23 protein-coding genes and 1 tRNA gene are annotated in these 24177 nt (G+C 43.2%); 9 read left to right on the forward strand and 15 right to left on the reverse strand.

The window, feature by feature from the left end:
* The first annotated feature begins 344 nt into the window (after positions 1-344).
* From AC4IFT_RS02655 to cmoB, 5 genes are all read left to right on the forward strand, one after another.
* Positions 345-668, forward strand: coding sequence for a DUF4377 domain-containing protein (locus tag AC4IFT_RS02655; RefSeq protein WP_490732459.1), 324 nt, complete (start codon positions 345-347; stop codon positions 666-668).
* Between the two features lie 111 nt (positions 669-779).
* Positions 780-1184: an NUDIX hydrolase gene (locus AC4IFT_RS02660; protein WP_490750561.1), complete on the forward strand. Its 405-nt coding sequence runs from the start codon at positions 780-782 to the stop codon at positions 1182-1184.
* A gap of 149 nt (positions 1185-1333) precedes the next feature.
* Positions 1334-1732 (forward strand): MAPEG family protein, encoded by a 399-nt coding sequence (locus AC4IFT_RS02665; RefSeq protein ID WP_490732455.1) that lies wholly within the window; start codon positions 1334-1336, stop codon positions 1730-1732.
* Between the two features lie 124 nt (positions 1733-1856).
* Positions 1857-2606: a carboxy-S-adenosyl-L-methionine synthase CmoA gene (cmoA, locus tag AC4IFT_RS02670; protein WP_490750562.1), complete on the forward strand. Its 750-nt coding sequence runs from the start codon at positions 1857-1859 to the stop codon at positions 2604-2606.
* Positions 2607-2608: 2 nt separating this feature from the next.
* Positions 2609-3580 carry a tRNA 5-methoxyuridine(34)/uridine 5-oxyacetic acid(34) synthase CmoB gene (cmoB, locus tag AC4IFT_RS02675; RefSeq protein ID WP_490732451.1) on the forward strand — a complete coding sequence of 324 codons (972 nt, stop codon included), beginning with the start codon at positions 2609-2611 and terminating at the stop codon, positions 3578-3580.
* 52 nt (positions 3581-3632) lie between these two features.
* Here the strand turns inward: cmoB and AC4IFT_RS02680 are convergent, their stop codons facing one another.
* The 5 genes from AC4IFT_RS02680 to AC4IFT_RS02700 all read right to left on the reverse strand — a co-directional run bounded on the left by AC4IFT_RS02680 (position 3633) and on the right by AC4IFT_RS02700 (position 9284).
* Entirely contained in the window at positions 3633-4409 is a 777-nt protein-coding gene (locus AC4IFT_RS02680) for a dimethyl sulfoxide reductase anchor subunit family protein (protein WP_490750563.1), read from the reverse strand.
* Position 4410: 1 nt separating this feature from the next.
* On the reverse strand, positions 4411-5028 hold the full coding sequence (locus AC4IFT_RS02685; protein ID WP_273803411.1) for a DMSO/selenate family reductase complex B subunit: 618 nt from the start codon (positions 5026-5028) through the stop codon (positions 4411-4413).
* 10 nt (positions 5029-5038) lie between these two features.
* Positions 5039-7462 carry a DMSO/selenate family reductase complex A subunit gene (locus AC4IFT_RS02690; protein WP_490732450.1) on the reverse strand — a complete coding sequence of 808 codons (2424 nt, stop codon included), beginning with the start codon at positions 7460-7462 and terminating at the stop codon, positions 5039-5041.
* 321 nt (positions 7463-7783) lie between these two features.
* Positions 7784-8545 carry a copper homeostasis protein CutC gene (gene cutC / locus AC4IFT_RS02695; RefSeq protein ID WP_490732449.1) on the reverse strand — a complete coding sequence of 254 codons (762 nt, stop codon included), beginning with the start codon at positions 8543-8545 and terminating at the stop codon, positions 7784-7786.
* A 184-nt stretch (positions 8546-8729) separates the two neighbouring features.
* Positions 8730-9284, reverse strand: a complete 555-nt coding sequence (locus AC4IFT_RS02700) for a VOC family protein (RefSeq protein ID WP_490750564.1) — start codon at positions 9282-9284, stop codon at positions 8730-8732.
* Between the two features lie 166 nt (positions 9285-9450).
* On the opposite strand from AC4IFT_RS02700, the gene argS reads away from it, so the two are divergent.
* A complete protein-coding gene (gene argS / locus AC4IFT_RS02705; RefSeq protein ID WP_490732446.1) occupies positions 9451-11181 on the forward strand; it encodes an arginine--tRNA ligase in 1731 nt (576 codons plus the stop codon).
* Positions 11182-11199: 18 nt separating this feature from the next.
* On the opposite strand, the gene AC4IFT_RS02710 is transcribed toward argS, so the two are convergent.
* From AC4IFT_RS02710 to rimJ, 4 genes are all read right to left on the reverse strand, one after another.
* Entirely contained in the window at positions 11200-11772 is a 573-nt protein-coding gene (locus AC4IFT_RS02710; protein ID WP_490732444.1) for a helix-turn-helix transcriptional regulator, read from the reverse strand.
* Positions 11773-11824: 52 nt separating this feature from the next.
* Positions 11825-12061: a hypothetical protein gene (locus tag AC4IFT_RS02715; RefSeq protein WP_490750566.1), complete on the reverse strand. Its 237-nt coding sequence runs from the start codon at positions 12059-12061 to the stop codon at positions 11825-11827.
* Positions 12062-12394: 333 nt separating this feature from the next.
* Positions 12395-13933 (reverse strand): murein biosynthesis integral membrane protein MurJ, encoded by a 1539-nt coding sequence (murJ, locus tag AC4IFT_RS02720; RefSeq protein ID WP_490732442.1) that lies wholly within the window; start codon positions 13931-13933, stop codon positions 12395-12397.
* A gap of 83 nt (positions 13934-14016) precedes the next feature.
* Entirely contained in the window at positions 14017-14604 is a 588-nt protein-coding gene (rimJ, locus tag AC4IFT_RS02725) for a ribosomal protein S5-alanine N-acetyltransferase (protein ID WP_490732440.1), read from the reverse strand.
* A 329-nt stretch (positions 14605-14933) separates the two neighbouring features.
* Between rimJ and mdtH the strand changes: the two genes are divergently transcribed.
* Both mdtH and AC4IFT_RS02735 read left to right on the forward strand, forming a co-directional pair.
* Positions 14934-16136, forward strand: coding sequence for a multidrug efflux MFS transporter MdtH (gene mdtH / locus AC4IFT_RS02730; RefSeq protein WP_490750567.1), 1203 nt, complete (start codon positions 14934-14936; stop codon positions 16134-16136).
* Positions 16137-16177: 41 nt separating this feature from the next.
* Positions 16178-16738 carry a lipoprotein gene (locus AC4IFT_RS02735; protein WP_206084148.1) on the forward strand — a complete coding sequence of 187 codons (561 nt, stop codon included), beginning with the start codon at positions 16178-16180 and terminating at the stop codon, positions 16736-16738.
* A 134-nt stretch (positions 16739-16872) separates the two neighbouring features.
* Here AC4IFT_RS02735 and AC4IFT_RS02740 read toward each other — a convergent pair whose 3' ends face one another.
* Both AC4IFT_RS02740 and ghrA read right to left on the reverse strand, forming a co-directional pair.
* Positions 16873-17424, reverse strand: a complete 552-nt coding sequence (locus AC4IFT_RS02740) for a TorD/DmsD family molecular chaperone (protein WP_490737014.1) — start codon at positions 17422-17424, stop codon at positions 16873-16875.
* Between the two features lie 143 nt (positions 17425-17567).
* Positions 17568-18509, reverse strand: a complete 942-nt coding sequence (gene ghrA / locus AC4IFT_RS02745; RefSeq protein ID WP_490737012.1) for a glyoxylate/hydroxypyruvate reductase GhrA — start codon at positions 18507-18509, stop codon at positions 17568-17570.
* 337 nt (positions 18510-18846) lie between these two features.
* Between ghrA and AC4IFT_RS02750 the strand changes: the two genes are divergently transcribed.
* Positions 18847-18934, forward strand: a tRNA-Ser gene (locus AC4IFT_RS02750).
* A gap of 9 nt (positions 18935-18943) precedes the next feature.
* Here AC4IFT_RS02750 and AC4IFT_RS02755 read toward each other — a convergent pair.
* The 4 genes from AC4IFT_RS02755 to AC4IFT_RS02770 form a co-directional block, all read right to left on the reverse strand.
* Positions 18944-20461 (reverse strand): alanine/glycine:cation symporter family protein, encoded by a 1518-nt coding sequence (locus tag AC4IFT_RS02755; protein WP_490750568.1) that lies wholly within the window; start codon positions 20459-20461, stop codon positions 18944-18946.
* 86 nt (positions 20462-20547) lie between these two features.
* On the reverse strand, positions 20548-22032 hold the full coding sequence (locus AC4IFT_RS02760; RefSeq protein WP_490750569.1) for an aldehyde dehydrogenase: 1485 nt from the start codon (positions 22030-22032) through the stop codon (positions 20548-20550).
* 10 nt (positions 22033-22042) lie between these two features.
* Positions 22043-22909 carry a 4-hydroxy-tetrahydrodipicolinate synthase gene (gene dapA / locus AC4IFT_RS02765; RefSeq protein WP_490750570.1) on the reverse strand — a complete coding sequence of 289 codons (867 nt, stop codon included), beginning with the start codon at positions 22907-22909 and terminating at the stop codon, positions 22043-22045.
* Between the two features lie 17 nt (positions 22910-22926).
* Complete coding sequence (locus AC4IFT_RS02770) at positions 22927-24174, reverse strand: NAD(P)/FAD-dependent oxidoreductase (protein WP_490750571.1); 1248 nt, start codon at positions 24172-24174, stop codon at positions 22927-22929.
* Between the last annotated feature and the right edge of the window lie 3 nt (positions 24175-24177).

Consider the following 24177-nt stretch of genomic DNA (forward strand, 5'->3'; position numbering starts at 1 on the left):
CAATTTTACGATGGTTAATCAATTCCAATTAAATTATCAACCCTTGACAGGGATAAATGAAGAACATGGTTAAGTTGATTTTAAGGGACTAAAGTCGCCATGTATATATTGTGGTAAAGGTTTATTTCTCTATTTACTGACTACTGTACAAAAAGCACACGAACCCTTCCCATAAAGTCTTTGTCCCCTTTTTATTCTACCAAACGTCTTTTTATCACATAAAAAAACTTATTCATTTCGATAATTAGGTCGATTTAGGAATTGTTACCTTTTCCTGTTTGCTATAATCCCTTCAACTAGGTAATAAACCTAATTAATCATCGTCTGCCGCTTAAGGATTGCACATGAAAAAACTGTTACTTGCTTCATCTATGCTGATGTTATTGGTTGGATGCCAAACCGCGAAAACCGCAGATATTGATAACAATAAAACATTTTATGTTGATTCTACACTCGCAGACTGTATGGGTGTTGCCCCGATGAAATGTATGAAAGTCAAAGAAAATCCGAATGATGACTGGCAGTTATTTTACAACTCTATTCAAGGTTTTGAATATCAACCTGGCTTCTCTTATATCTTACAAGTTAAACAATTTGATGTACCAAACCCACCGGCTGATGCACCTAGCATCCGCTATGAACTTGTAAAAATTGTTGAAAAGAAATAAATTTTAATTCTTGATAGCCATTAGGTAGGTCTATTACCTGCTTAATGGCTTTATTTCATTTCAACCAGATTGATTCAAATAACCATCGTTAATAACAAGAGTGGTAAAATCATGAGTGCTAAAATTATTGATAAGCTTGGGTTAATTGCTTTGTCTGAAAATAAAGTTGCCATGGTGCGCTCTCACAATAAAAGCTTGTTTTACATCCCTGGGGGGAAACGCGAGCAAGGTGAAAGTGATGAGCAAGCTTTATGCCGCGAGATTGAAGAAGAATTAACATTACAATTAGACACCGGAACAGTTCGTTTTTACGGTGAATTTTTGGGCCTTGCGGATGGAAAACAAGACGGGACACAAGTGTGTATACGTTGTTACTTTGCTGATTACCAAGGAAAACCACAGCCCGCGGCTGAGATTGCTGAATTAGCGTGGTTTACCAGTGAAGATTTGCCTCAATGCTCCACAACCGCCGCCGCTGTTCTATCCCAATTAAAACAAGATGGTTTGGTCAAATAACCCTACGTGATTACCCAAAAAAGTTGTGAATTCATTTGTCGAACGGCATTTTAGGATTTACAATTTAGAAAATATCGTTAATACCCATTACTATAACTTATATTTTTAGGTGTTTTCATAATTTGATTCGTTTTATGGTGGAGTAAAAAATGGTCAGCTCTTTGTACGCTGTACTGGGTGCCTTACTGCTACTTAGATTATCTTTAAATGTTGTGAAGCTGCGTAGCCAGTACCGTATAGCCTATGGTGATGGTGGTTTTTATGAACTGCAAACCGCAATCCGTGTTCATGGTAACGCCATTGAATATATTCCTATTTCCCTTATTTTACTGCTTTTAATGGAGATGAACGGTGCACAAGTTTGGATGATCCATCTTTGTGGTTTAATTTTGATTGCAGGTCGACTACTTCACTCTTATGGTTTAAAAAACCATGATTATTCTTATCGTCGCTCAGGTATGGTTGCCACTTACCTTTCGATGGCATTAATGGTTATCGCCAATACTTATTACCTACCATGGCTGCAAATCGTGTCATTCAATCTTTAGCGGTTTTCTACGGCACAACCTAATGTGCCGCCTCATTATTTCATTCTTAATGGATTGATTTTCACTACGCCGCCTTTCTGGTACAATCCCCCACTACTTTTGTTTGCTTATTAATACAGAACTTATGTCAAGTCAGGATCCTAACCACAAAGACAGTCTTTTTTCCGCGCCGATTGCTAACCTTGGTGATTGGCAATTTGATGAAAAAGTCGCCGAAGTTTTCCCCGATATGATCCAGCGCTCTGTGCCGGGTTATTCCAATATTATTACCATGATTGGCATGCTTGCTGGCCGTTTTGTAAAACCAAACAGCCACGTCTATGATTTGGGCTGCTCATTAGGTGCTGCAACGCTTTCTATTCGGCGCAATATTGCCGTTGAAAATAGCAAAATAATTGCTATTGATAACTCCCCTGCAATGGTGGAGCGATGCCGCCGTCATATTGATGCCTATCGTGCAGAAACCCCTGTTGAGGTCATCGAAGGGGATATTCGTGATGTGAAAATTGAAAATGCATCAATGGTTGTACTCAATTTTACTTTGCAATTCCTCAACCCAAATGACCGTCTGTTATTACTCGAAAAAATTTATCAAGGGTTACAACCCGGCGGTATTTTGGTGCTTTCTGAAAAGTTTAATTTTGAAGATAACGAAATCGGCGAGTTACTGTTCAATATGCACCATGATTTCAAACGCGCGAATGGCTATAGCGAGCTCGAAATCAGCCAAAAACGCAGCATGTTAGAAAACGTCATGTTGACTGACTCCGTTGAAACACACAAAGCACGTCTTAAACAGGTTGGGTTTAGCCACTGCGAAGTGTGGTTCCAATGTTTTAATTTCGGCTCACTGTTAGCGCTTAAAGAGGCTTAAAAATGATTGATTTCGGTCGTTTCTACCAACAAATTGCCGTTGGCCCATTAAGCCATTGGTTAGAAACATTACCTGCGCAGTTAACTGAGTGGAAAAAACAAGGTTTACACGGTGGTTTTTCCTCGTGGGAAAAAATGCTTGATAATTTGCCTATCATGCACCCAACTCAGCTGGACTTAGTGAACAGTGTGACCGCAACTCGCGAGCCTGAGCTTACCTCTGGCGAAACACGCCGTTTGAATAATATCCTTGAGCAATTAATGCCATGGCGTAAAGGCCCGTTTTCCCTTTATGGCGTCAATATTGATACCGAATGGCGTTCCGATTGGAAATGGGATCGCGTTTTGCCCCATATTTCATCACTCAAAGACCGATATGTGTTAGATGTTGGCTGTGGTAGTGGCTACCATATGTGGCGTATGTTAGGGCAAGAAGCCAAATTTGTTGTCGGCATTGACCCTACAGAGCTTTTTTTATGCCAATTTGAAGCTGTTAGAAAGTTATTGGGGGATGACCAACGGGCACATTTGTTACCCCTTGGTATTGAACAACTTCCTGAGTTAAAAGCCTTTGATACCGTATTCTCCATGGGAGTTCTGTATCACCGTCGTTCCCCACTTGATCACTTATGGCAATTGAAAAACCAGTTAGTGAGTGAAGGTGAATTAGTGCTTGAAAGTTTAGTGGTTGAGGGTGATGAATTTCAATGCCTTATCCCAGGTGACCGCTACGCCCAAATGCGTAACGTCTATTTTATTCCTTCTGCTAAAATGCTCAAAGTATGGTTAGAAAAATGCGGTTTTGTGGATGTACGTATTGTTGACCAAGCGGTGACCTCGTTAGACGAACAGCGCCGAACGCAGTGGATGAAGACGGACTCACTCGCCGAATTTTTAGACCCGAACGATCAAACCAAGACCATTGAAGGCTATCCGGCTCCGTTACGTGCAATTTTAGTCGCACGTAAGCCGTAACAAATAATGTGCCTATCGGTCTAGCCCATAGGCACATTTAATCATCCTATCACTACATTGTTATCTGCCATAAGTTATAAAATGCAACTCGCCCAGATAATTCGGCAACGATCACCGCTAATGCACAAATCCCCAGAACGAAAACTGCATTTCGACCTCGGTATAGCAGCGCAGGATAAACAAAAAGCATCACCGCAATAACCACTAACTGGAATGCCCAAAAACCCGTTTGTTCACCACTGAGTACAGGCCCTGTTTCACCGAGAAATGAGATATAGGCAGCCCTTGTAGCGAAAATAATCACTGCCCCAAGTAGGAAAGCCATCGAACCGAGCCTCTGTGCCCCCATTAAAATCGCCAGTGCCCCACCGCCAACAAACAATGTCATCCACATTTGCAGCGTGGTGAAAACCGTATACCAATTAGCAACTGTTTCAATGTTATAGACTTGCGGTATTGACCAAGTGAATGCGAGTCCAAAAATAATTGCGCCCACATTACACACTTCGCGCAGCATCGCATTTTTGACAAACAACGTAAAAAAGACAATGCCCGCACCAAAGGCAACAAAAATCCCGCTTAATAGGGCTTCGTTACTCATTGGTGAACGCCCTACACCTAACAACATATTAAAGAAACGTAGCGGTTGCCCCACATGCAAACTACCAATAATTAATGCAATAAGCATCAACACAAAGGCCAGCATGTTAGCGCTACGCAGTTGTTCACTACTTAACCAACCGATTCGTTTGCTTAAATAGGCAAACAGGTAAAGCCCCGCTGCGGATTGACCAAATACCGTAAAAAAGACAAGAGGAAGCTCGTGCATGTTAGACCTCCGCAGGGTTTTGTAGTGTGCCGCTTTTATCACCCGATGGCTTAGCATCTTTATGTGGCTTAATGACAATATTGGGATTTGTTAAACTTGGGTCTGGCATTGGGGCAATTCCACTGATTTGGCCATGGCGTTCTCGTAACACGTTAATATCATCAAAATCTAACGCACGTTGCGGGCACGACTCGACACACACAGGCTTCATGCCTTTTTCAACTCGTTCATAACAGCCATCACATTTGCTCATCAGCTTTTTCTTTTCATCGTATTGCGGTGCACCGTAAGGGCAACGTAATTCGCAATAACGACAGCCAACACAAATGGTTTGATCGACAACCACTAAACCATCTTGCTCTCTTTTATGCATCGCACCCGTTGGGCACCCCTCGACGCACGTTGGGTTTGAGCAGTGATTGCATGAGATTGACAAATAATAGCTATACACATTTTGTTGCCAAATACCGTCTTGTTGCTGCCAACTCCCTCCACCAAATTCATAAATGCGGCGAAACTTAGGGCCAAGGTCTAAATCCTTTTCGTCTTTACAGCTCACCTGACAGGTTTTACATCCCGTGCATTTGGTCGAGTCAAAATAAAAACCATACTGTTTCATTTGCCACTCCTTATGCACGTTTCACATCAACGAGATTAGTATGTTGAGGATTGCCTTTCACTAAAGCTGAAGGCTGCTGAGTTGTTAACGTGTTAATACAACCGCCAATATCAACCCCTTCGCTATCGAGCTCACGCCATGCCCCTTGCGGTACGGCAATCACGCCCGGTAAGACTCGCGCGGTCACCCTCGCCTTTATTTTGATACGCCCTCTGTCATTAAAAATTTCAGTAATATTTCCATCTTGAATGCCACGGGTCGCTGCATCGATTGGGTTTATCCAATATTGATGGGGTACTGCCTCACGCAATACGGCAACATTAAAGTAGGATGAGTGAGCATGGCCTTTATCGTGAAACCCCGTCATTTGTAGCGGATATTTTTCCCTTGCCTGTGTGTTTTCAACCCCTTCGGTATTCACACAATATTCTGGTACGGCTGGAATACGCTGGTCATCTGGGTATTCCCACTCGTGGGCAATTTTCGCCAATCGCGCTGAGTAGATTTCAATTTTCCCTGACGGTGTTGGTAGTGGATTTTCCGTTGGTGCATCTCTAAAAGACTTCAAGGCAATATAATCTGCACTATTCGCCAGTTTTCTATCGACAATCCCCATGTCATTTGTTTCTTCAAATGTCGGTAACTGCGGATTTTTTTCTCGCATTTGATTATAACAATGCTCTATCCACTGCTCATGCGTTCGCCCTTCTGTAAACTGGTCTTTAATTCCCAGTTTTTCAGCAATATCAGCTAATACATCGTAAGATTGGCGGCATTCCCACAGCGGTGTAATGGCATTTTGCAAGCGTATAGCATAATGATATGCCCCACTGGCATAGGAGTTATTAATTAAATCATTTGATTCAACACTGCTCACATCCGGTAAAATTAAATCCGCATAGTTTGTGGATGGCGTCATGTGGATATCCCACACAAGAATAAATTCACAAAGAGATTCATCAGCCAAAATTTTATGGGTTTTATTTAGATCTGAGTGCTGATTTCCCGTCACATTACTGGCGTAATGCCAAAGAAATTTCACGTTAGTGTCAAGTTTTTCTTTCCCTAGCAATGTGGCGTTTTCCGCCGTCATTTCGGTTCCACGCACAATAGCGTCAGTCCACATAAAGCACGGAATTTTGGTTTTCACTGGGTTTGGTATTGCAAATCCGGGAACTGGGTAAGCGACGTTACCACCCCATCCTCCCGCATTCGTCCCTGCTCGACCAATATTCCCCGTCACGATAGGCAACATCATCACCGCCCGTGCAGCTTGCTCCCCTGACGCAGTTCTTTGCAAACCCCACCCTTGTGAAATCCAAGCTGCTTTAGCCGTCCCTAACTCACGCGCCAGTTGTATGATACGGGTTGGTGATATCCCAGTAATTTTACTCGCCCATTCCGGCGTTTTTTCGATTCCATCGTCACCAAACCCTAAAATGTAATCTTTATAGGACGCATTTTCAGGGGCTGAGTCGGGTAATGTTTTGCTATCCCAGCCAACACAATATTGAGCAAGGAAGGCTTCGTCCGTTAATTCTTCTTTAATTAAAGTATGGATAATGGCAGCGACTAGCGCACCATCCGTGCCGGGGTAAATGGGTATCCACTCCGCCCCTAACGTTGTTACACTGTCGGTTCGACGAGGGTCGATAATAATCACCTTGGCTTTACTTTTTTCTAACGCTTGCAAGGTTTCATAAAATTGCCCGCCCCCTGACATCCGTGTTTCCGCAATGTTGTGCCCAAACATAACGACCAAATCGCTATTGGCAATTTCAGAGAGCAAGGAATCATCCAGTTTGCCATATACATACGGGATCACCCCGTTTATCTGCGCCGTTGAGTACGTTCCATGTTGATCAAGAAAGCCACCTAATTGATTTAAAAGGCGTTTACAGGCATTTCGCCCTTGTAAGTTTGCCCCTGTCGAGCCTGAACCATACTGGTAATAAATCGCTTCATTACCATATTTATTTATTGTTTCTTTTAGTTTTTCAGCAACGATAGTCGTCGCTTCATCCCAAGTAATGCGTTTGAATTTGCCCTCTCCACGCTTACCGACACGTATCATCGGATACTTTATTCTGTCTGGGTTATACGTTTTCCAACGTACCGAACGCCCCCTTAAGCACGGGCGTATCTGATGTAAGCCAAATTGGCTGTCGTCATACATCGTTTCATTAGAGATGCGCGTGATAACATCGTCTTTGACATGCACTTTTAGTGGGCACCGACTGCCACAGTTCACTAAACAAGCGCTATATTTGATTTTTTCATTCACTTCATCTGGCTGAATTTTCGTGATTGGAACGGCTTGTGCCGTGAAGGGTAATGAGATAGAACCTGCAACAGCGGTTGCTGTTGCGACCGAAGCTGAGGCTTGAATAAATCGCCTCCTGCTTAACGTTTTCTTTCCAAAGTGATTAATCATTACATTGCTACCTTCTAATTATTATTAAATTAACTAAAAAATATATTTTTATAATAATTAGATAGTAGGCATGTATTTCATGTGGTTAATTGATGTGCATCAACCAAGGCGAGTTTGTGAATATGTTGTCTACGTAAACCAAATAATCCACATGTTTTGTTTGATTTTAGCGCATAATTGACTATTGCAGGGAAGATGACGAATAGAGAATATTTATAGAAATTATAATGTTACTACTTTTATTTATGTCCCATCCAAATTGGATTAAATAAAAGAAAGAGAAACCTAAAACAGGTTTCTCCTTTATGTTCTGATGGTGCACTAAACCAACACTTTTTCCGTGATAGAAATAAAGTCTTTCATGGCTTCGACTGTTGGCCCATCAACGCAATAATGTGTGAACTCATCCGTTTCACTGTTAGATGCCATCGTCACGCCGACTTTGCGGTAGTTCATGGTTGAAGGAACCGTTTTGCCCGCTGAGCTATGCACCTCTGCGAGTCCAATCTCCATAAACTTGCTTAAATTGGCTAAACGAACCCCAGCCCCCGCCATGATTTTCGGGCCATTGATTTCTTGGCTTTTTTCGTGCAATTCTTTTAATAATGGCAAGCCTAATTCAGCATTTTGCTGTTGGCCTGACGTGAGAATTCGTGCTACGCCCAATTCATTTAATTGCTCTAAGGCGAGGAGTGGATTAATGCACATATCAAACGCACGATGGAAAGTAATATTCATTCCTTTGGCGATTTCCATCAACCCATGCATGCGGTTAATATCAATGCGCCCTTCGCTATCAAGAATACCGATGACAGCCCCCGGAAACCCCATTTCCTTAATCATGATTAAATCTTCACGAATAACGTCAAACTCACTGACGTTATAGCAAAAATCACCACCACGAGGACGAATAATAGGATGAACTGGAATGTGGAGTTTTTCCCTTGCTAATTTCAGATAGCCGTAGCTTGGTGTTAAACCGCCATCTGCGGCACCAGAGCATAATTCGATACGGTCAGCCCCGTATTCTTGCGCTACTTGAGCACATTCAATTCCGAAACAGCAAATTTCCAGTTTTGCCATGATTACCTCCAACTGTGGTAATAAAGCCCATGCTTTAAATTTCCCTAATACAAATAGTTAGGGGCAGAATATGTATTGTTGATTCCGTTTCGAATAATGCCATTTATTAAAAAATGTTATCGGATGGATATCACACCCCGAAAAAAACACTGGCATTATTGATCAATAACGTTAATTGCATCACTTATTTTTCACTTTCAATTATCTTTTTTAGCGAAAATGGATGGTATTTAACGGTTATATTGCCATTTGATACTGCCAATGTTGGATTAGGCAACCGTTCTTGCTGACCTTTGGGTTGACTCACTTTTATGCTAATCCCTGCAGGTAACATCTTAGGTAACAAGGCTCGCGCAGTTTTCTCCAGTTCAGTCGGCGGTACATCAATCACCATTTCAATATGTTCCCAGCTTTCTTGTGGGTATTTTTTATCTTTAGGAAACGGTAACTCGATAATAAACACGTCTTGCCCCGCAATTTGCAAAGGTTCGTCAAGCTCATACAAGCGAATTGGCCTGCCATTGATGATGTTATCGGAAATAAGCTGACTGCATTGCTGTAAACCCTCATGCCAACGCAAAGCAGTTTCAATGTGATGGCAACGCATTGAAATGTGGTCAATAACGTAATCTGTTAATGATATATCAAGCACTCGCGCCATTGATTTTAATTGGTCGGCAAATTTAGGTAAGTCTTCCCATAAATCGTTTAATTGTGGAACGTCACAAAATGGCAGCACAACAAAAACCTCTTTTTATTTACTAATCCGCTAAACAATGGCGCTGACTGTAGCATGACTCCCCCAAAATATGGTATAAAACCTGCCGATTTTTCTCTTCCACCTTTTAGTTCTTCGCATGTGATGGCACAATGTGGTAACTATGTTGGTAATTTAAGGTAATTCAGTGAATATTCAGGCGATTCTTTCAGATAAAATTAGTGCTGCAATGCTTGCAGCGGGTGCTCCAGCTGACAGTGATGCGCTCGTGCGTCAATCCGCTAAAGCACAGTTTGGTGATTATCAAGCCAATGGCGTGATGGGCGCGGCTAAAAAACTGGGGATGCCACCACGACAACTCGCTGAACAGATCCTCACTCACTTAGATTTAGACGGCATTGCAAGCAAAGTCGAAATTGCCGGGCCTGGCTTTATTAATATCTTTCTTGAGCCTTCGTGGATTGAAAAACACGTTGAAGAAGCGCTAGCATCCCAACGTTTAGGCCTTGCACCTGTAAAAGCCGAAACCATTGTTATCGACTACTCCGCCCCTAACGTCGCCAAACAGATGCACGTGGGTCACCTACGTTCAACTATTATTGGTGATGCAGCAGCACGTACTCAAGAGTTTATCGGCCATCGAGTGATCCGCGCTAACCACGTTGGCGACTGGGGAACCCAGTTCGGCATGTTGATTGCCTATCTTGAAAAAGTGCAAAATGAAAATGCCAATGATATGGCACTGGCTGATCTGGAAGAGTTTTATCGTGAAGCCAAAAAACACTATGATGAAGATGAAGAATTCGCAGTTCGCGCACGTGGCTATGTTGTAAAACTGCAATCTGGTGATGAGTACTGCCGTGCAATGTGGCGTAAGCTCGTTGATATCACGATGAAGCAGAACCAAGAAACTTATCAACGCTTAAACGTGACGCTAACAGAAGATGATGTTATGGGTGAAAGCTTATATAACAGCATGTTACCGGGTATCGTCGCGGATTTAAAAGCCAAAGGGTTAGCCGTTGAAAGTGAAGGTGCAACGGTCGTTTTCCTTGATGAATTTAAAAATAAAGAAGGCGAGCCGATGGGCGTGATTGTCCAGAAAAAAGACGGCGGCTTCTTATACACCACGACTGACATCGCTTGTGCGAAATACCGTTATGAAACACTTCATGCTGATCGCTCATTGTATTATATCGATTCACGTCAGCACCAACACTTAATGCAAGCTTGGACCATTGTCCGTAAAGCGGGTTACATCCCTGAGTCTATGGCACTTGAGCACCACATGTTTGGCATGATGTTAGGCAAAGATGGCAAGCCATTTAAAACCCGTACGGGTGGCACTGTTCGCCTATCTGATTTATTAGATGAAGCTGTTGAACGTGCGCAAGCACTGATCCGCGAGAAAAACCCTGACATGCCAGAAGATGAGTTACAGAATGTGGCAAATGTCGTTGGTATCGGTGCCGTGAAATATGCAGACCTATCAAAAAACAGAACCACGGATTACATTTTCGATTGGGATAACATGTTAGCCTTTGAAGGAAACACCGCGCCTTATATGCAATATGCCTATACCCGTGTTGCATCAATCTTCAAAAAAGCCAACTTAACGCAAGCAGATCTCACGTTACCAATCTCACTGCAAGACCCACGTGAAATCGCGCTGGCAACACGTTTATTGCAGTTTGAAGAAACCATTCTCACTGTTGCACGTGACGGAACGCCACACGTTATGTGTGCTTACCTGTACGAACTGGCTGGTTTATTCTCTGGTTTCTACGAACATTGCCCAATTTTATCGACAGAAGATGAAGCCGTACGCCAAAGCCGCTTAAAATTAGCCGCTTTAACGCAAAAAACCTTAAAAACAGGTCTAGATACACTAGGTATTGAAACCGTCGAAAGAATGTAATTACTTGTCGTTATTTGATTAACAGCTCGCCTCGGTGGGCTGTTTTTCTTTACGCTGTGCAAATAATTTTCGCGTCAAAATCTGAATTTCTTCAACGTTTTCATTTGCACAATTTTGTAAGACTAGGTTCCACTTGCACAATGTTTTTGCTTTTTCACAAAGTTCAGGGTCATGCCCTAAACGATTATTATCCTTTAACCACCTGGCCACACTAGCCCAATCCCACAAAGGTGAGTTGCCACTTAAACGTTGCACTGGAGCTGGAAAATTGCCTTTGCCTCTCGTTCCATCTTTTAATAATGCAACAGCTTGGCGTGTTAACCCTGCTAACTCTGCAATATCACTTAAACCAACCAACGTGCTATCTACTGACGCCACTTGCATTGGGATTTCTGCGCTCTCAATATCAGCAATTGCCGCTTCTATAGCCGCATCCAGTGAACTCGCCTCTCTATCAAACTCTAAATAAACGGACTTACCATAGTAGCAAACCAAGGCATCATCACAACCTGCTGCAAATAAGGCATCTTCTAAACCCGCAGTATCTACCGTTACCCCAGAAAGTGTTAATATGAATGTGTGTTGCGCCATCAAAGCTCCTTATTCTGTTTTTTCATCTAATAAGCGGCCTAAGCCGCTATAATTATTTCGAAAGTGCAATACAGTGTTCCACTTTCCGGATGATCTGCTTGGCATGGTTTTCCATCACTCTTGGTGTTGACCAAACGCTCATCATATGTGTTTTGTGCTCATCAACAGCGTTACCACATCGTAATTTACAAAATGTATGTGATGAACTCCCTGCACTCACCCAAAACCAGCCGTTAGCAATCGCATATTCAATGGCTGCTTGAATATGCTTATTCGGATGTTTTTTCATCGCCCTCCGATAAATACACTATAACCAAAAACGTTGACATTAGTCAACATTGTGATTTATGCCAATTTCTAGTGGCCTCCTACGCTTTATTGGTAAATAAATAAGCGCACCTTAAATATATCGTAAAATCAACAATGTTTGTAATTTTTATCAACAAAAACAATTACTTGATATATCATAAAATAATTATGGCATTATTGATTGAGGAATTATTAAAAGAGACGAAAAGATTGAAAATGGATAGAAAATACAATGGGGTGCAAAACGATAGAATATCGAGACAAAAAAGCCCAAATTAATGGGCTTTCATTAAATTAACGGACTTTCCGCGTGTTACGCGATGCTTCTTTTCATAAAATCACGAGGTCGGAAGCCCAACGCATATAAAGCAACGAAATAGCTTCCTGCACCAACAATCACCACACCAATTAAACGCAGCATACGCATCAGCATATTGCCCTCTTGCCAAGATGGCATAAAATGCAACAAACCAAACAACACTGCTCCCATCACCACTAACGCGATGAGTAATTTAAATAGGAAGCCTTTCCAACCCGCGAGTGGTTGAAAAATATCTTGTTTACGTAATTGCCAATACAGAACGCCTGCGTTAAAACACGCTGCCAAACCAATAGATAACGCCAAACCGGCATGCTGTAATGGGCCGATAAAGGCTAGGTTCATTAATTGCGTCAAAATTAAGGTCACAATCGCAATTTTAACGGGTGTACGGATATCTTGGCGTGAATAGAAGCCTGGCGCTAAAATCTTCACTAAAATCATGCCTGTTAAACCCACGCAGTAGGCTATCAAGGCATATTGTGTCATTAAGGAGTCATGAGCCGTAAAGTTACCGTACTGGAATAATGAGACGGTCAACGCTTCCGATAAAATAGCCAAACCAAGAGCACACGGTAATGCTAATAATAGGCAAAGACGCAGCCCCCAATCCATTAATTGACGATATTCATTCTGGTTTCCGCTCGTAAAACTTTTTGCGAGGGATGGCAGTAAAATCGTTCCCAATGCTACGCCAAGCACACCAGAGGGTAACTCCATCAATCGGTCCGCATAATACATCCACGAAACAGACCCTGATTGCAGAAATGAGGCAAATATCGTGTTAATAATTAATGAGATTTGTGCGACTGACACCCCGATAATCGCAGGCCCCATCATTTTCATTACGCGCCAAACACCGCTATCGCGAAACGAAAGGCGCGGTAGCACTAACATACCAATTTTCTTCAAATGAGGAAGCTGATACACCAATTGCAGCACCCCACCCACTAACACCGCCCACGCCAGTGACATAATTGGCGGATCAAAATACGGCGCAGCAAAGGCGGCAAAAATGATCATACTCACATTCAGTAATGTGGGTGCAAACGCAGGTACTGAGAAGCGATTCCACGTATTGAGAATTGCCCCAGCCAGGGAAGCGAGTGAGATCAGAAAAATATAGGGAAATGTGACTCGCAGAAGGTCCGTTGTTAAGACAAATTTATCCGCATCATCCGTAAACCCGGGAGCCGTTACATAGATAATCCAAGGTGCTGCAATCATACCCAGCACGGTCACGATTGCTAAAGCGAGGGTTAGCATTCCCGCAATATAAGCGACAAACGTGCGAGTGGCTTCTTCACCTTGTTGGTTTTTATATTCGGCTAATATCGGGACAAACGCTTGAGAAAATGCCCCTTCGGCAAAAATTCGGCGTAACAAGTTTGGCAGTTTAAATGCCACAAAAAAGGCATCGGCAGCCGCGCCAGCACCAAAAACCCGAGCAATGATGGCATCACGAATAAACCCAAGGACCCGAGACATCATGGTCATTGAGCTTACTGCCGCCAGCGATTTTAATAAATTCATGATTGATAGGCTAAAAGTAAACAATCGTATCAGTTTAACAGCGCGTGCTGCCACTGACTACGATTGAAAAGTAAATTAAGAGTTTACGCTTTGTTGGTTGTCCACGAATTATCCGTTAGCGCCGTCAATACATGGTCACGCCACTCACCGTTGATTTGCAGATACTGCCTTGCGTAACCTTCACGCTCAAAACCGAGTTTGGTCAATAGATTACCGCTACGCATATTATGCGGCATATAGTTCGCCATGATACGGTGCATTTTTTGATGTTGTTGCATATAGCGAGTAGCTTGGGTTAACGCTTCAAACATTAAGCCCTGACCTTGCCATTTTTCGCCCAGTGAATACCCCAAATAACACGCATGGAATGAGCCACGCAGAACATTACTGAAATTTGCCACACCCATCACCTCGTTTTCTTCTTTATCTAATAAAAGAAAATGATAAGCGCTGCCTTCGCGATGCATTTCGTTCATCACTTGCAAACGATTTTGCCACCCCGCCGGCTGATAATGGGAGTTATCTCGAGTTGGTTCCCAAGGGATAAGAAAGTCTTTATTCAAGCTGTAATAGTCAGCTAAGCGATAATTATCTCGCTCATAAGTCAAACGAATAATCATTCTATCAGTGAGCAGGCGTACCTTGGGTACATTTGAGCGATAACCAAACATCGTTAACCCTTTATTAGTTTAAGATAGCTAGGCTTCCTAGCCGTGCATGTTAACCCGTAACTTAGGCAGTAAAGTGTAGCACTCTCTATTATTGATGAGCATCTAAAATCAGCCATTTAGATAGATGAATTATCTTGTTTTCATTTTCAGTTATTCAACAACGCTGCGGTGCAAAATATGACGGCTATTGCATCGATAAAAATAAATCATCGATCATAGAGCATACCCTCGATAAAAAAATATCATCTATTGACCGCTATTATACTGATATTATTGATAAGTAACATTATGGAACATTCCCCCCTTAGCTATTTTTTTAATGGTGTGTCATGGCGCAGGTGTCACGGGCAAGAAGCCTTGGTAAATATTTTCTTTTGCTCGACAACATGTTGGTTGTCCTCGGCTTTTTTGTCGTTTTTCCTTTGATTTCAATCCGCTTTGTTGACCAACTTGGTTGGGCCGCCGTCGTGGTAGGTTTCGCATTGGGCCTACGGCAATTTGTTCAACAGGGTTTAGGCATTTTTGGTGGTGCCATTGCCGACCGATTTGGCGCTAAGCCTATGATTGTTATCGGGATGCTTTTGCGTGCAAGTGGTTTTGCTGTGATGGCTGTTGCTTACGACCCTTGGGTGCTATGGCTATCTTGCGTGCTTTCTGCCCTTGGTGGCACGCTATTTGACCCTCCCAGAACGGCGCTAGTTATCAAACTCACTCGCCCCTACGAACGTGGTCGTTTCTACTCACTTTTATTGATGCAAGACAGCGCTGGTGCTGTTATTGGTGCCCTAATTGGTAGCTGGCTGCTGCAATATGATTTCCACTATGTCTGCTGGGCTGGTGCCGCCGTGTTTATCATTGCCGCTATCTGCAATGCATGGCTACTCCCCGCTTATCGGATCTCAACCGTGAGAACGCCAATCAAAGAGGGTATGAACCGCGTCTTAAAGGACAAACGGTTTGTCACCTATGTTGTGACCTTAGCCGGTTATTTTATGCTTTCCGTACAAGTGATGTTGATGTTCCCAATTGTCGTCAATGAGTTAGCGGGAACGCCAACGGCGGTGAAATGGATGTATGCCATCGAGGCGGCCATTTCCCTCACCTTGCTTTACCCCATTGCGCGCTGGAGTGAAAAACATTTTCGACTTGAACAGCGGTTGATGGCAGGCTTATTTTTAATGAGTTTAAGCATGTTCCCGATTGGGATGACAACCTCCCTGAATATGTTATTTGCGCTGATTTGCCTGTTCTATTTAGGCACCGTGACAGCTGACCCAGCAAGGGAAACGCTGAGCGCGTCACTTGCCGACCCTCGCGCACGTGGCAGTTATATGGGCTTTAGCCGTCTCGGCCTTGCCCTAGGCGGTGCCGTCGGCTATACCGGTGGGGGCTGGATGTACGATATTGGTCATCAATGGAACATGCCTCAATTACCGTGGTTTTTATTGGGGATCATCGGTTTTATTACGCTGTGGGCATTGCATAAGCAATTTAACCGTAAAAAAATTGAAACAGTCATGTTGAGTGGGTAGTAATGCGCTAAACTAGCGGAATTACTGTAAAAGGAGTCATTATGAAAAAGTTTTTATTGGCCACAATGATTGGTTTTATCACCCTAATAACGGGCTGTAGTCAATTATCAGAATTCAGTATTAGTGAGTCACAAATAAATAGTTACCTTGCTAATAAAGTAAAGTATGACCACAAAGTTGGCATTTCAGGACTTGCTGACGCCGATATCCAACTGGCGAATTTAAAATCTGAAATCGGCCGTAGTGAACCGGGAAAAATCGCCTTAAATGGGGATGCAACGGTTAAGTTAGACTCGTTAATCGGCAAAGCTGAAGCGCAAATTAGCTTAACCTTAACAGCTCGCCCTATTTTTGACGCAAAAACCGGGTCTATTTACTTAAAAGAGCTGAATATCAGCAACTATAAAGTCACTCCAGAGAATATGGACACCGCGATGTCAGCTGTGATCCCTTATCTGAATAGCTCTCTTGAGACTTTCTTCGAAACACAACCGGTGTATGTGCTTAATCCAGATAACGGCGCCGCAGAAGCAACCGCTAAAAAACTGGCGAAAGGGCTAGAAATTAAACCGGGCAAACTGGTCATTCCATTGGTGGATTAATTCTGACCATAAATTATTTCGATTGAGAAAAGCATTAAAGGCAACAGGGAAATCTGTTGCCTTTTTAATTCAATCAAAAATATTAATCAATACAGTTTAATATCGCGCTCAAATCCAACGTGATAACGTCAAAATTATTCGGCTTCTGAATCTAATTCATCGCGCAGTGCGATAACTGCATCGCGGGTGATTTGTGCTAACGTACGATAAAATGCTGTCGTAGCATGAGCTTCAACTTTCCCTAAAAATGCGCCATACCAGCTAAGAATGTAGCTATCAAATAGTTCTTCTTGTGCCGCGGTTTCATCTTCTGCAGCTTGGTCTTCTAACCAAGAAGCCGCCAGCAATAACGCACCAAACGTGCTCACTGGTGCATCCGTTAAGGTCATGCCTCTTACCGCTAAAAATTCGCGGATTTCGGCTTCAGTGACTTCTTCGTCATAATCATTGGCCAGCATGGATACTGTTGCGTTTTCACCGACAAACAAGGCTTGGTAGTCAGCACTGATCGCGTTGATATCCATCCCTTTCGCCATACGTGCCCATAATTCATCTTGTTCCAGTGGCCAAGACGCTTTTAGTTTATCCTGCGCTATCAATTCCATCAGGGGTTTGACGAGGTCATCATTTGCACTGCGTTGGAACAATGTCCCTAAAATACGGCAGACGATTGAGAATTCGTTCATATGGGTTTTCCTATTTAAAATTCAGTTGCGACTCGCTCTTAAGCTAAGTATACCGAAAAAATAGGAAACGTATTAGAGAAGAAAAACCCAAGAAAATTGCAAGCTAACAAAAAGCGGGTAGCTTGCAATTCTTTTAGACGTAATTAATAACCACGCTCCATATCAACCACACCAACAGGGGCTTCCCCCGCTTCAATGCGTTTGATATTACTGACAATCATGTCCATGGCCTCTTTCGGTTGTGTAAATGCAGCCACATGCGGTGTAATTGCAATTCGCGGATGCGTCCAGAACGGATGCATTTGGGATAACGGCTCACTCGCGAACACATCTAACGCCGCACCCGCGATTTGCCCTGCATCCAGCGCAGAAAGTAAGTCTTGCTCAATTAAGTGCGCGCCGCGGGCTAAGTTAATCACATAAGCGCCTTGTTGCAATTGGCTGAACAGTTGTTGATTTAAAATCCCAGCCGTTTCTGGTGTGCTTGGTAATAGGTTAATGACTACGCGAGTCCCCGAAAGGAATGCTGACAGCTGATCATTGCCATAATAACTTTTTACGTCAGGGATGTGTTTCTCGGAGCGGCTCCATGTTCTAACATGAAAGCCAAAGCTGACTAAGCGCTTCGCAACGGCTTGCCCCAAAGCACCAGCCCCCATCACACCAATCACAAATTCTTCGTGTTGATATGCTGGTAATTGCTTCCATTGGCGCTGTGACTGCAACTGGCGGTATTCATCCATACGACGAAAGTACGCAAGTACTTTAGCACAGGCATATTCTTCCATTTGAATCGCCATCCCTGTGTCCTCTAAGCGCATGACAGGCACACCCGCCGGCAATGTTCCCGGCTTATCTTGCTCTTGCTTTAAGATAGCATCCACACCTGCACCTAATGCAAAAATACCTTTTAAATCATTGCGCCCTGCAAGGCATTCATAGGGTGGCAGCCACACCATGGCGTAATCTGCGCTTTGGTTATCCCCTTTTTCCCATTGGCGAATATTAGCTTGTGGTAATCTAACACGCATACCTTCAATCCATTGTTCTGAATTAAAGAATGGATGGTAAAATAAAATATTCATGGCAACTCCTCTTAGGTTTCTAACAGAGTGTGCGCAATGGCGTTTATTTTCAAGTCCATACCGCAACCAAGATCACATTCATTGAGGATTTTGTTAACTGGCTAACGATTTTTATGATTAATCCTTGCAGTTCTTATTAACATTAAAAAAATGATTTGCCTTAACAAGCAACTAATTAAGATTAGATATTAATCAAATTGATTTTTATTTAGCTAAACAGTAATAAAAGTAAGAAAAAGAATAAATAGGGAGTTGACGCAAGACGCTATTTTCCCTATAGTAGCGCCCCGTTGCACAGCAGGATTTATCTCTGATATGCAACGGATTTAGAAAAAACGGTGAGGTGTCCGAGAGGCTGAAGGAGCACGCCTGGAAAGTGTGTATACGGCAACGTATCGAGGGTTCGAATCCCTCCCTCACCGCCATTTTTTCTTCTAGTTTTCCTCTTCTTTTATTTGTAATTTCCCATTATTTTGACCACCTTTCGGTTCAATACCGATGCCTAACTCATGATATTCGCGACTAATATCGTCCCATAGTTCTGCATTTTCTACCCCTGCCACTTTCGGGTCGAATACGGGGTCTACACCTAATCTTTCCTGTCTTTCATAATCTCGCAATGCTCTTAGAGCGGGTTTAGAAAGAAACACTATCGCGATTAAATTAAGGTAACTCATACTGCCAAACCCAATGTCGCCTAAGCTCCACATCAAACTTACTGATTGCACACTCCCCATAAAGACAATAACTAAGAACACAAATTTAAGTACCAGTTTTAGCACGGGGTACGCTAATTTGCGGTCAAGGTAAACAATGGTGGTTTCAGCAATATAGTAATAAGCCATTAGTGTGGTGAATGCGAATAAGAACACCGCTATGGATACAAACCCCGAACCTGCGGAGGTAAATACAGTAGAAACCGCCATTTGTGTCCATGCCGTTCCCGCTGCAACACCGGGTATATATTCCACCAGCGCGGTTGCAGAGCCATCAGGGAACACATTGTACATATTGGTGACGAGGATCATTAAGCCTGAGGCGGTACACACAACAACGGTATCAATGTAGATTGAGAATGCTTGAATAAGCCCTTGTTTGACAGGATGGCTCACTTCTGCGGCCGCCGAACTAAATGTTGCCTCACCCGCCCCCGCCACATTGGAAAATACTGCACGGCGAACACCCCACGATACCGCAGTTCCAACAATCCCCCCAAAGACTGCATCCATACCTAATGCACTTTGGAAGATTAAATTAAACATTGCAGGCACTTTTTCATAGTGGCTGCCCAAAATGATCACCATCATCACCAGATAAGCTATCGCCATCAAGGGAACAATTTTATCTGCCGCGCTCGCGATACGTTTTACGCCACCAAAGATAAGCCATGCCATTAATACCGTGACAATCGCCCCTGTTGCCATAGGTGGAAGATTAAATGAAGTTTGGAAAGAATCTGCAATCGTATTAGCCTGAATACCTGGCACTAAGACGCCATAAGATAAGCAAATCACCGCAGCAACAATAATGGCAAACGGCTTAAGCTTTAGCCCTTTTTCAATATAATAAGGGGAACCGCCGCGATATTGCCCATCTGAACGTTGTTTATAGATTTGAGCAAGCGTAGATTCAATAAAGGCGCTCGCACCGCCTAATAACCCCATGACGACCATCCAAAAGATAGCACCCGGGCCGCCCGCGGCAATCGCTGTTGCAACACCCGCAATATTACCCACCCCAACACGCCCTGATAATGCTAAGCAAAAGGCTTGGAAGGATGAAATCCCCTCTTTTGACGCTTTATTTTCCTTTAATAAACAAACCATTTTGATGAGATAGCGAAATTGCACGCCGCGTGTCGCTAAAGTGAAATAGAGTCCTACGCCCAGTGATAAGAACACCAGTGCATTACCCCAGATGTAACCAACGACGGTATTAACGATGGCTTCCATTTTGTACTCCTTCGTTATTGTAATTGTTTATTGTGTGTTTGCAGGGTAAAAAAAACCTGAGCTTTGTAGGCTCAGGTCAACGTAATTTATTGATGAACAAACCAGATAACTTTGGTTTGGCTATACTGCTCAAAAGCCTCTAATCCATTGTCTTTCCCGCCAAAACCCGATTGACGAAAACCACCAAATGGCGTGGTAATATTGCCCTCACTAAAGCCATTAACAGACACCGTTCCCGCATTGATTTGGCGGGCAACGCGCATGGCTTGGTGAATATTTTGACTATAAAACGAAGCCGCTAAGCCATACTGTGTATCATTGGCAAGTACGATGGCCTCTTCTTGCGTTTTAAATGACGTTACCGCTAAGATAGGGCCGAAGACTTCCTGTTGAAACAACGTCATATCTGGCGTTACATTATCGAAAATAGTAGGTTCGATATACCAACCAGAACCTATTTCATGGTGAATTTTGCCTCCAGTAACAATCTTTGCCCCCTCTTGCTGTGTGGTCGCTAAAAACGATGTCACTTTATCAAAATGCGCTTTTTCGACCATTGGCCCAATTGATACATCCGGCTGTCTCGGGTCTCCCACTTTCCATTCTTTTGCTGCAACCGCCAGTTTATCCAACAGTGCTTGTTTAATATTTTCATGCACAATTAAGCGAGAACCACAGCTACAGTTTTCACTCATATTCCAAAAGGCGGCAGCCATGATATGGGGAACAGCAGCATCTAGGTTAGCATCCTCAAAAACAACCTGTGGACTTTTACCCCCACATTCGAGGACAATTTCCTTTAAGTTGCTTTCTGCGGAATATTTTAAAAATAAGCGCCCCACTTCGGTTGAACCCGTAAATGACACCACATCCACATCTGGATGGCGCCCCAGCGCTTCTCCCACTTTTTCACCCAATCCGCAAACTAAACTTAATGCCCCCCTCGGCACGCCTGCTTCATACGCCAGTTCAACCATTCGGTACGCGCTTAATGAGGTTAGCTCCGCAGGTTTAACAATCACTGAGTTGCCAATAGCAAGAGCAGGTGCAACTTTCCATGCAAACATTTGAGCAGGGAAATTCCATGGCAGAACAGCACCTACAACACCAATGGGTTCTCTTACAATCAACCCGAGTTCTTGCTGGCTTGTTGACGCTATTTTGCCAAACAACTTATCAATTGCTTCGGCATACCAATAAAAGGTTTCAACCGTTGCGGGCATATCGGTATTGATGCATTCCGTAATGGGTTTTCCTGCATCAATGCAATCAAGTGCAGCGAGTTCTTCACTGTGTTCAGAAATTAAATCTGCCCACTTGAGCATTATCTCTTTGCGTTCTTGGGGGGAAAGTGCGCTCCACTCGCCACGTTTAAAAGCATCTCGCGCCACTTTCACAGCTGCATCAATATCTTGTGCCTCACCATCAGCGATATATCCGATAAGGCTATTATCGATTGGTGTGCGGTTTTCTAATTTAGCCTGAGAAACCTTCGCCCCATCAATTAAATTACCCGCCCACAGCTTCCCTTGTTTAGCGAGGTCAAAAACCTGCTGTTGGTTTAGTCTCATTATTATCCCCTTACCGTTTGATTAATTTGACGAATTCACCTTTAGCTTCAGCAGCCAAGTTGGTTAACGGCAAACGCACAGGGCCTGCGTTAAATGTGCCATTTAAACAACCTGCTTTCGCTTTTTGGTTATAATCACCGGACTCCATGGAATAGATTCCTGGGTATATTTTATTCATGATTTTTTTTGCTTCTTGCCAATCGCCCTTTTGCGTTGCTTTAAAAATAGCGACTTGCTCCGCAGGGAACACATTGCCCGCACCTGCTATCCAACTTTTTGAACCCCAAAAGAAGAAGTCAACGGGTTGGTCATCACAACCACAAATCACCTCAAAGTTATTAAACGGTGTCTGTAATAGGCGTAAGGCGCGGCTGAAATCTCCACTACTTTCTTTAATGGCAACGATATTGTCGATTTTCGCCAGCTTAACCACTGTGTCATATTCAATTTCGATACCAATTCGTGCAGGGAAGTTATACATAATGATCGGCAGCGTTGTAGCCTCTGCCACTTTTTTATAATGGCCGTACACCCCTTGTTGATCAGGCAAACTATACGGTGGTGGTGATAACATTAAACCTTCATATCCAAGGTCTTTTGCTTGTTTTGCGCGGGCGATCGCACCTTCCGTTGATAAATCATTAATCCCTGCAATCAACGTTACGCGCCCCTTCGCAATTTTGCTCACGGTTGATAAAACGTTTTTGCGCTCATCTTCATTTAACGCGTAGTATTCCCCTGTCGTGCCACAGACCACTAACCCCGTGACACCTCGCTCAATAAGTTTTTCAGTTAAATCAGCTAATGCACTAATATTTAATGAGTAATCATCATGAAAAGGGGTAATTAAAGGGACCAAAATGCCATGAAAATTCATTTGAATTCTCCTTAGAATTATAAAAATCGCTCAATAGAAAAAGGGGTGCAGTCGATAGCGGTCGGCTGCTCGTGAATAAAACTATTGACAAGATCAGCGGTAATAGCCGCCTGTGTGAGCCCTAGGTGTTGGTGACCAAAGGCAAAAATATATGGGCCTTTATTATCAATGACTGGCAATGAATCAGATGTTGACGGGCGAAACCCCATCCACGGTGACGATTGTGCGTCATTTAAAGGAGCCTTTAGCATGGGGGAAGCCAATGGCAAAAAGTGGCGAGCTCGCTGCATATTTGCAGGGCGCTTTAACCCAGCATATTCAACCGTACCAGCAAGGCGCAGTCCCCCTGCCATCGGTGTCATAATGAAACGTCTGTCCATACTGGATACAGGAATACTCAGTAGACTTTGTTCTTGGGGTAGCATTAAATGGTAGCCTCGCTCTGTTTCGAGGGGCACATTAATACGGCTGACCATTTTGACTAATGACTTAGAAAATGCACCGCCTGAGATAACCACTTTTTGCCCTGTAAATTTCCCTTGGGTTGTGGTGATAGAGGCTTCTTTATTTGATGTCGAGGATATCGCAGTAACTTCACAGTCAGTCAAGATATCTCCACTCAACTCAACAAATGAATGTGCAAGCTTCGAATGTAATTCTGCTAAATCAACCACATGCCCTGTATTGGGGAAAAATACCCCCCCAATTTGGCTCGTAGCAAGTGCAGGTTCACGCTCAAGTAACTCCGACTGATTGATAACTGAGTTGTGTACGTTAATTTTTTGCAAATACTCGCTATGCTGATGGAGCTTTTCAAGGGTTTCCTTTTTTTCAGCCACTAATAATGACCCCTGCATTTTAACGAGGTCATCAAGTTGCCATTTTTGAATGAATGCCTGCCATGAGCCAAAAGCCGCACTATTTAATGCCATTAATGTTTGGTGAATATGGGTAAACGGCTTATGACGCATATTACCTAATAGCTTTAACATCCAAGGCGTGAGAGGCAATAAGTAACGCCAATCCATACGCAATGGGCCAAGTGGATCGAGCAACATTTTCGGAATCGATTTCAAAACAGAAGGGTCTGCAATGGGAAAAACTTGCTCTGTCGCAATGTGCCCTGCGTTACCAAACGATGCCCCTGAGCCAATATCATTTTTATCCACCAGCAGAACGTCGGTACCGTTAGCTTGTACTGTAAGCGCGATGCTAAGGCCAATAATTCCACCGCCGACAACAATCACTGAATATTGACGCTTCATCGC

This window comes from Providencia sp. UF-183, from assembly GCF_058246155.1.

What these genes read in the sequence shown, in the direction of transcription:
- AC4IFT_RS02735 (WP_206084148.1), top strand. Translation starts at nt 16,178, where the DNA reads ATGAAAAAGTTTTTATTGGCCACAATGATTGGTTTTATCACCCTAATA.
- AC4IFT_RS02740 (WP_490737014.1), bottom strand. Translation starts at nt 17,424, where the DNA reads ATGAACGAATTCTCAATCGTCTGCCGTATTTTAGGGACATTGTTCCAA.
- murJ (WP_490732442.1), bottom strand. Translation starts at nt 13,933, where the DNA reads ATGAATTTATTAAAATCGCTGGCGGCAGTAAGCTCAATGACCATGATG.
- AC4IFT_RS02660 (WP_490750561.1), top strand. Translation starts at nt 780, where the DNA reads ATGAGTGCTAAAATTATTGATAAGCTTGGGTTAATTGCTTTGTCTGAA.
- rimJ (WP_490732440.1), bottom strand. Translation starts at nt 14,604, where the DNA reads ATGTTTGGTTATCGCTCAAATGTACCCAAGGTACGCCTGCTCACTGAT.
- ghrA (WP_490737012.1), bottom strand. Translation starts at nt 18,509, where the DNA reads ATGAATATTTTATTTTACCATCCATTCTTTAATTCAGAACAATGGATT.
- mdtH (WP_490750567.1), top strand. Translation starts at nt 14,934, where the DNA reads ATGGCGCAGGTGTCACGGGCAAGAAGCCTTGGTAAATATTTTCTTTTG.
- AC4IFT_RS02770 (WP_490750571.1), bottom strand. Translation starts at nt 24,174, where the DNA reads ATGAAGCGTCAATATTCAGTGATTGTTGTCGGCGGTGGAATTATTGGC.
- AC4IFT_RS02665 (WP_490732455.1), top strand. Translation starts at nt 1,334, where the DNA reads ATGGTCAGCTCTTTGTACGCTGTACTGGGTGCCTTACTGCTACTTAGA.
- AC4IFT_RS02710 (WP_490732444.1), bottom strand. Translation starts at nt 11,772, where the DNA reads ATGGCGCAACACACATTCATATTAACACTTTCTGGGGTAACGGTAGAT.
- cmoB (WP_490732451.1), top strand. Translation starts at nt 2,609, where the DNA reads ATGATTGATTTCGGTCGTTTCTACCAACAAATTGCCGTTGGCCCATTA.
- AC4IFT_RS02685 (WP_273803411.1), bottom strand. Translation starts at nt 5,028, where the DNA reads ATGAAACAGTATGGTTTTTATTTTGACTCGACCAAATGCACGGGATGT.
- AC4IFT_RS02690 (WP_490732450.1), bottom strand. Translation starts at nt 7,462, where the DNA reads ATGATTAATCACTTTGGAAAGAAAACGTTAAGCAGGAGGCGATTTATT.
- AC4IFT_RS02715 (WP_490750566.1), bottom strand. Translation starts at nt 12,061, where the DNA reads ATGAAAAAACATCCGAATAAGCATATTCAAGCAGCCATTGAATATGCG.
- cutC (WP_490732449.1), bottom strand. Translation starts at nt 8,545, where the DNA reads ATGGCAAAACTGGAAATTTGCTGTTTCGGAATTGAATGTGCTCAAGTA.
- AC4IFT_RS02680 (WP_490750563.1), bottom strand. Translation starts at nt 4,409, where the DNA reads ATGCACGAGCTTCCTCTTGTCTTTTTTACGGTATTTGGTCAATCCGCA.
- dapA (WP_490750570.1), bottom strand. Translation starts at nt 22,909, where the DNA reads ATGAATTTTCATGGCATTTTGGTCCCTTTAATTACCCCTTTTCATGAT.
- AC4IFT_RS02755 (WP_490750568.1), bottom strand. Translation starts at nt 20,461, where the DNA reads ATGGAAGCCATCGTTAATACCGTCGTTGGTTACATCTGGGGTAATGCA.
- cmoA (WP_490750562.1), top strand. Translation starts at nt 1,857, where the DNA reads ATGTCAAGTCAGGATCCTAACCACAAAGACAGTCTTTTTTCCGCGCCG.
- AC4IFT_RS02655 (WP_490732459.1), top strand. Translation starts at nt 345, where the DNA reads ATGAAAAAACTGTTACTTGCTTCATCTATGCTGATGTTATTGGTTGGA.
- AC4IFT_RS02760 (WP_490750569.1), bottom strand. Translation starts at nt 22,032, where the DNA reads ATGAGACTAAACCAACAGCAGGTTTTTGACCTCGCTAAACAAGGGAAG.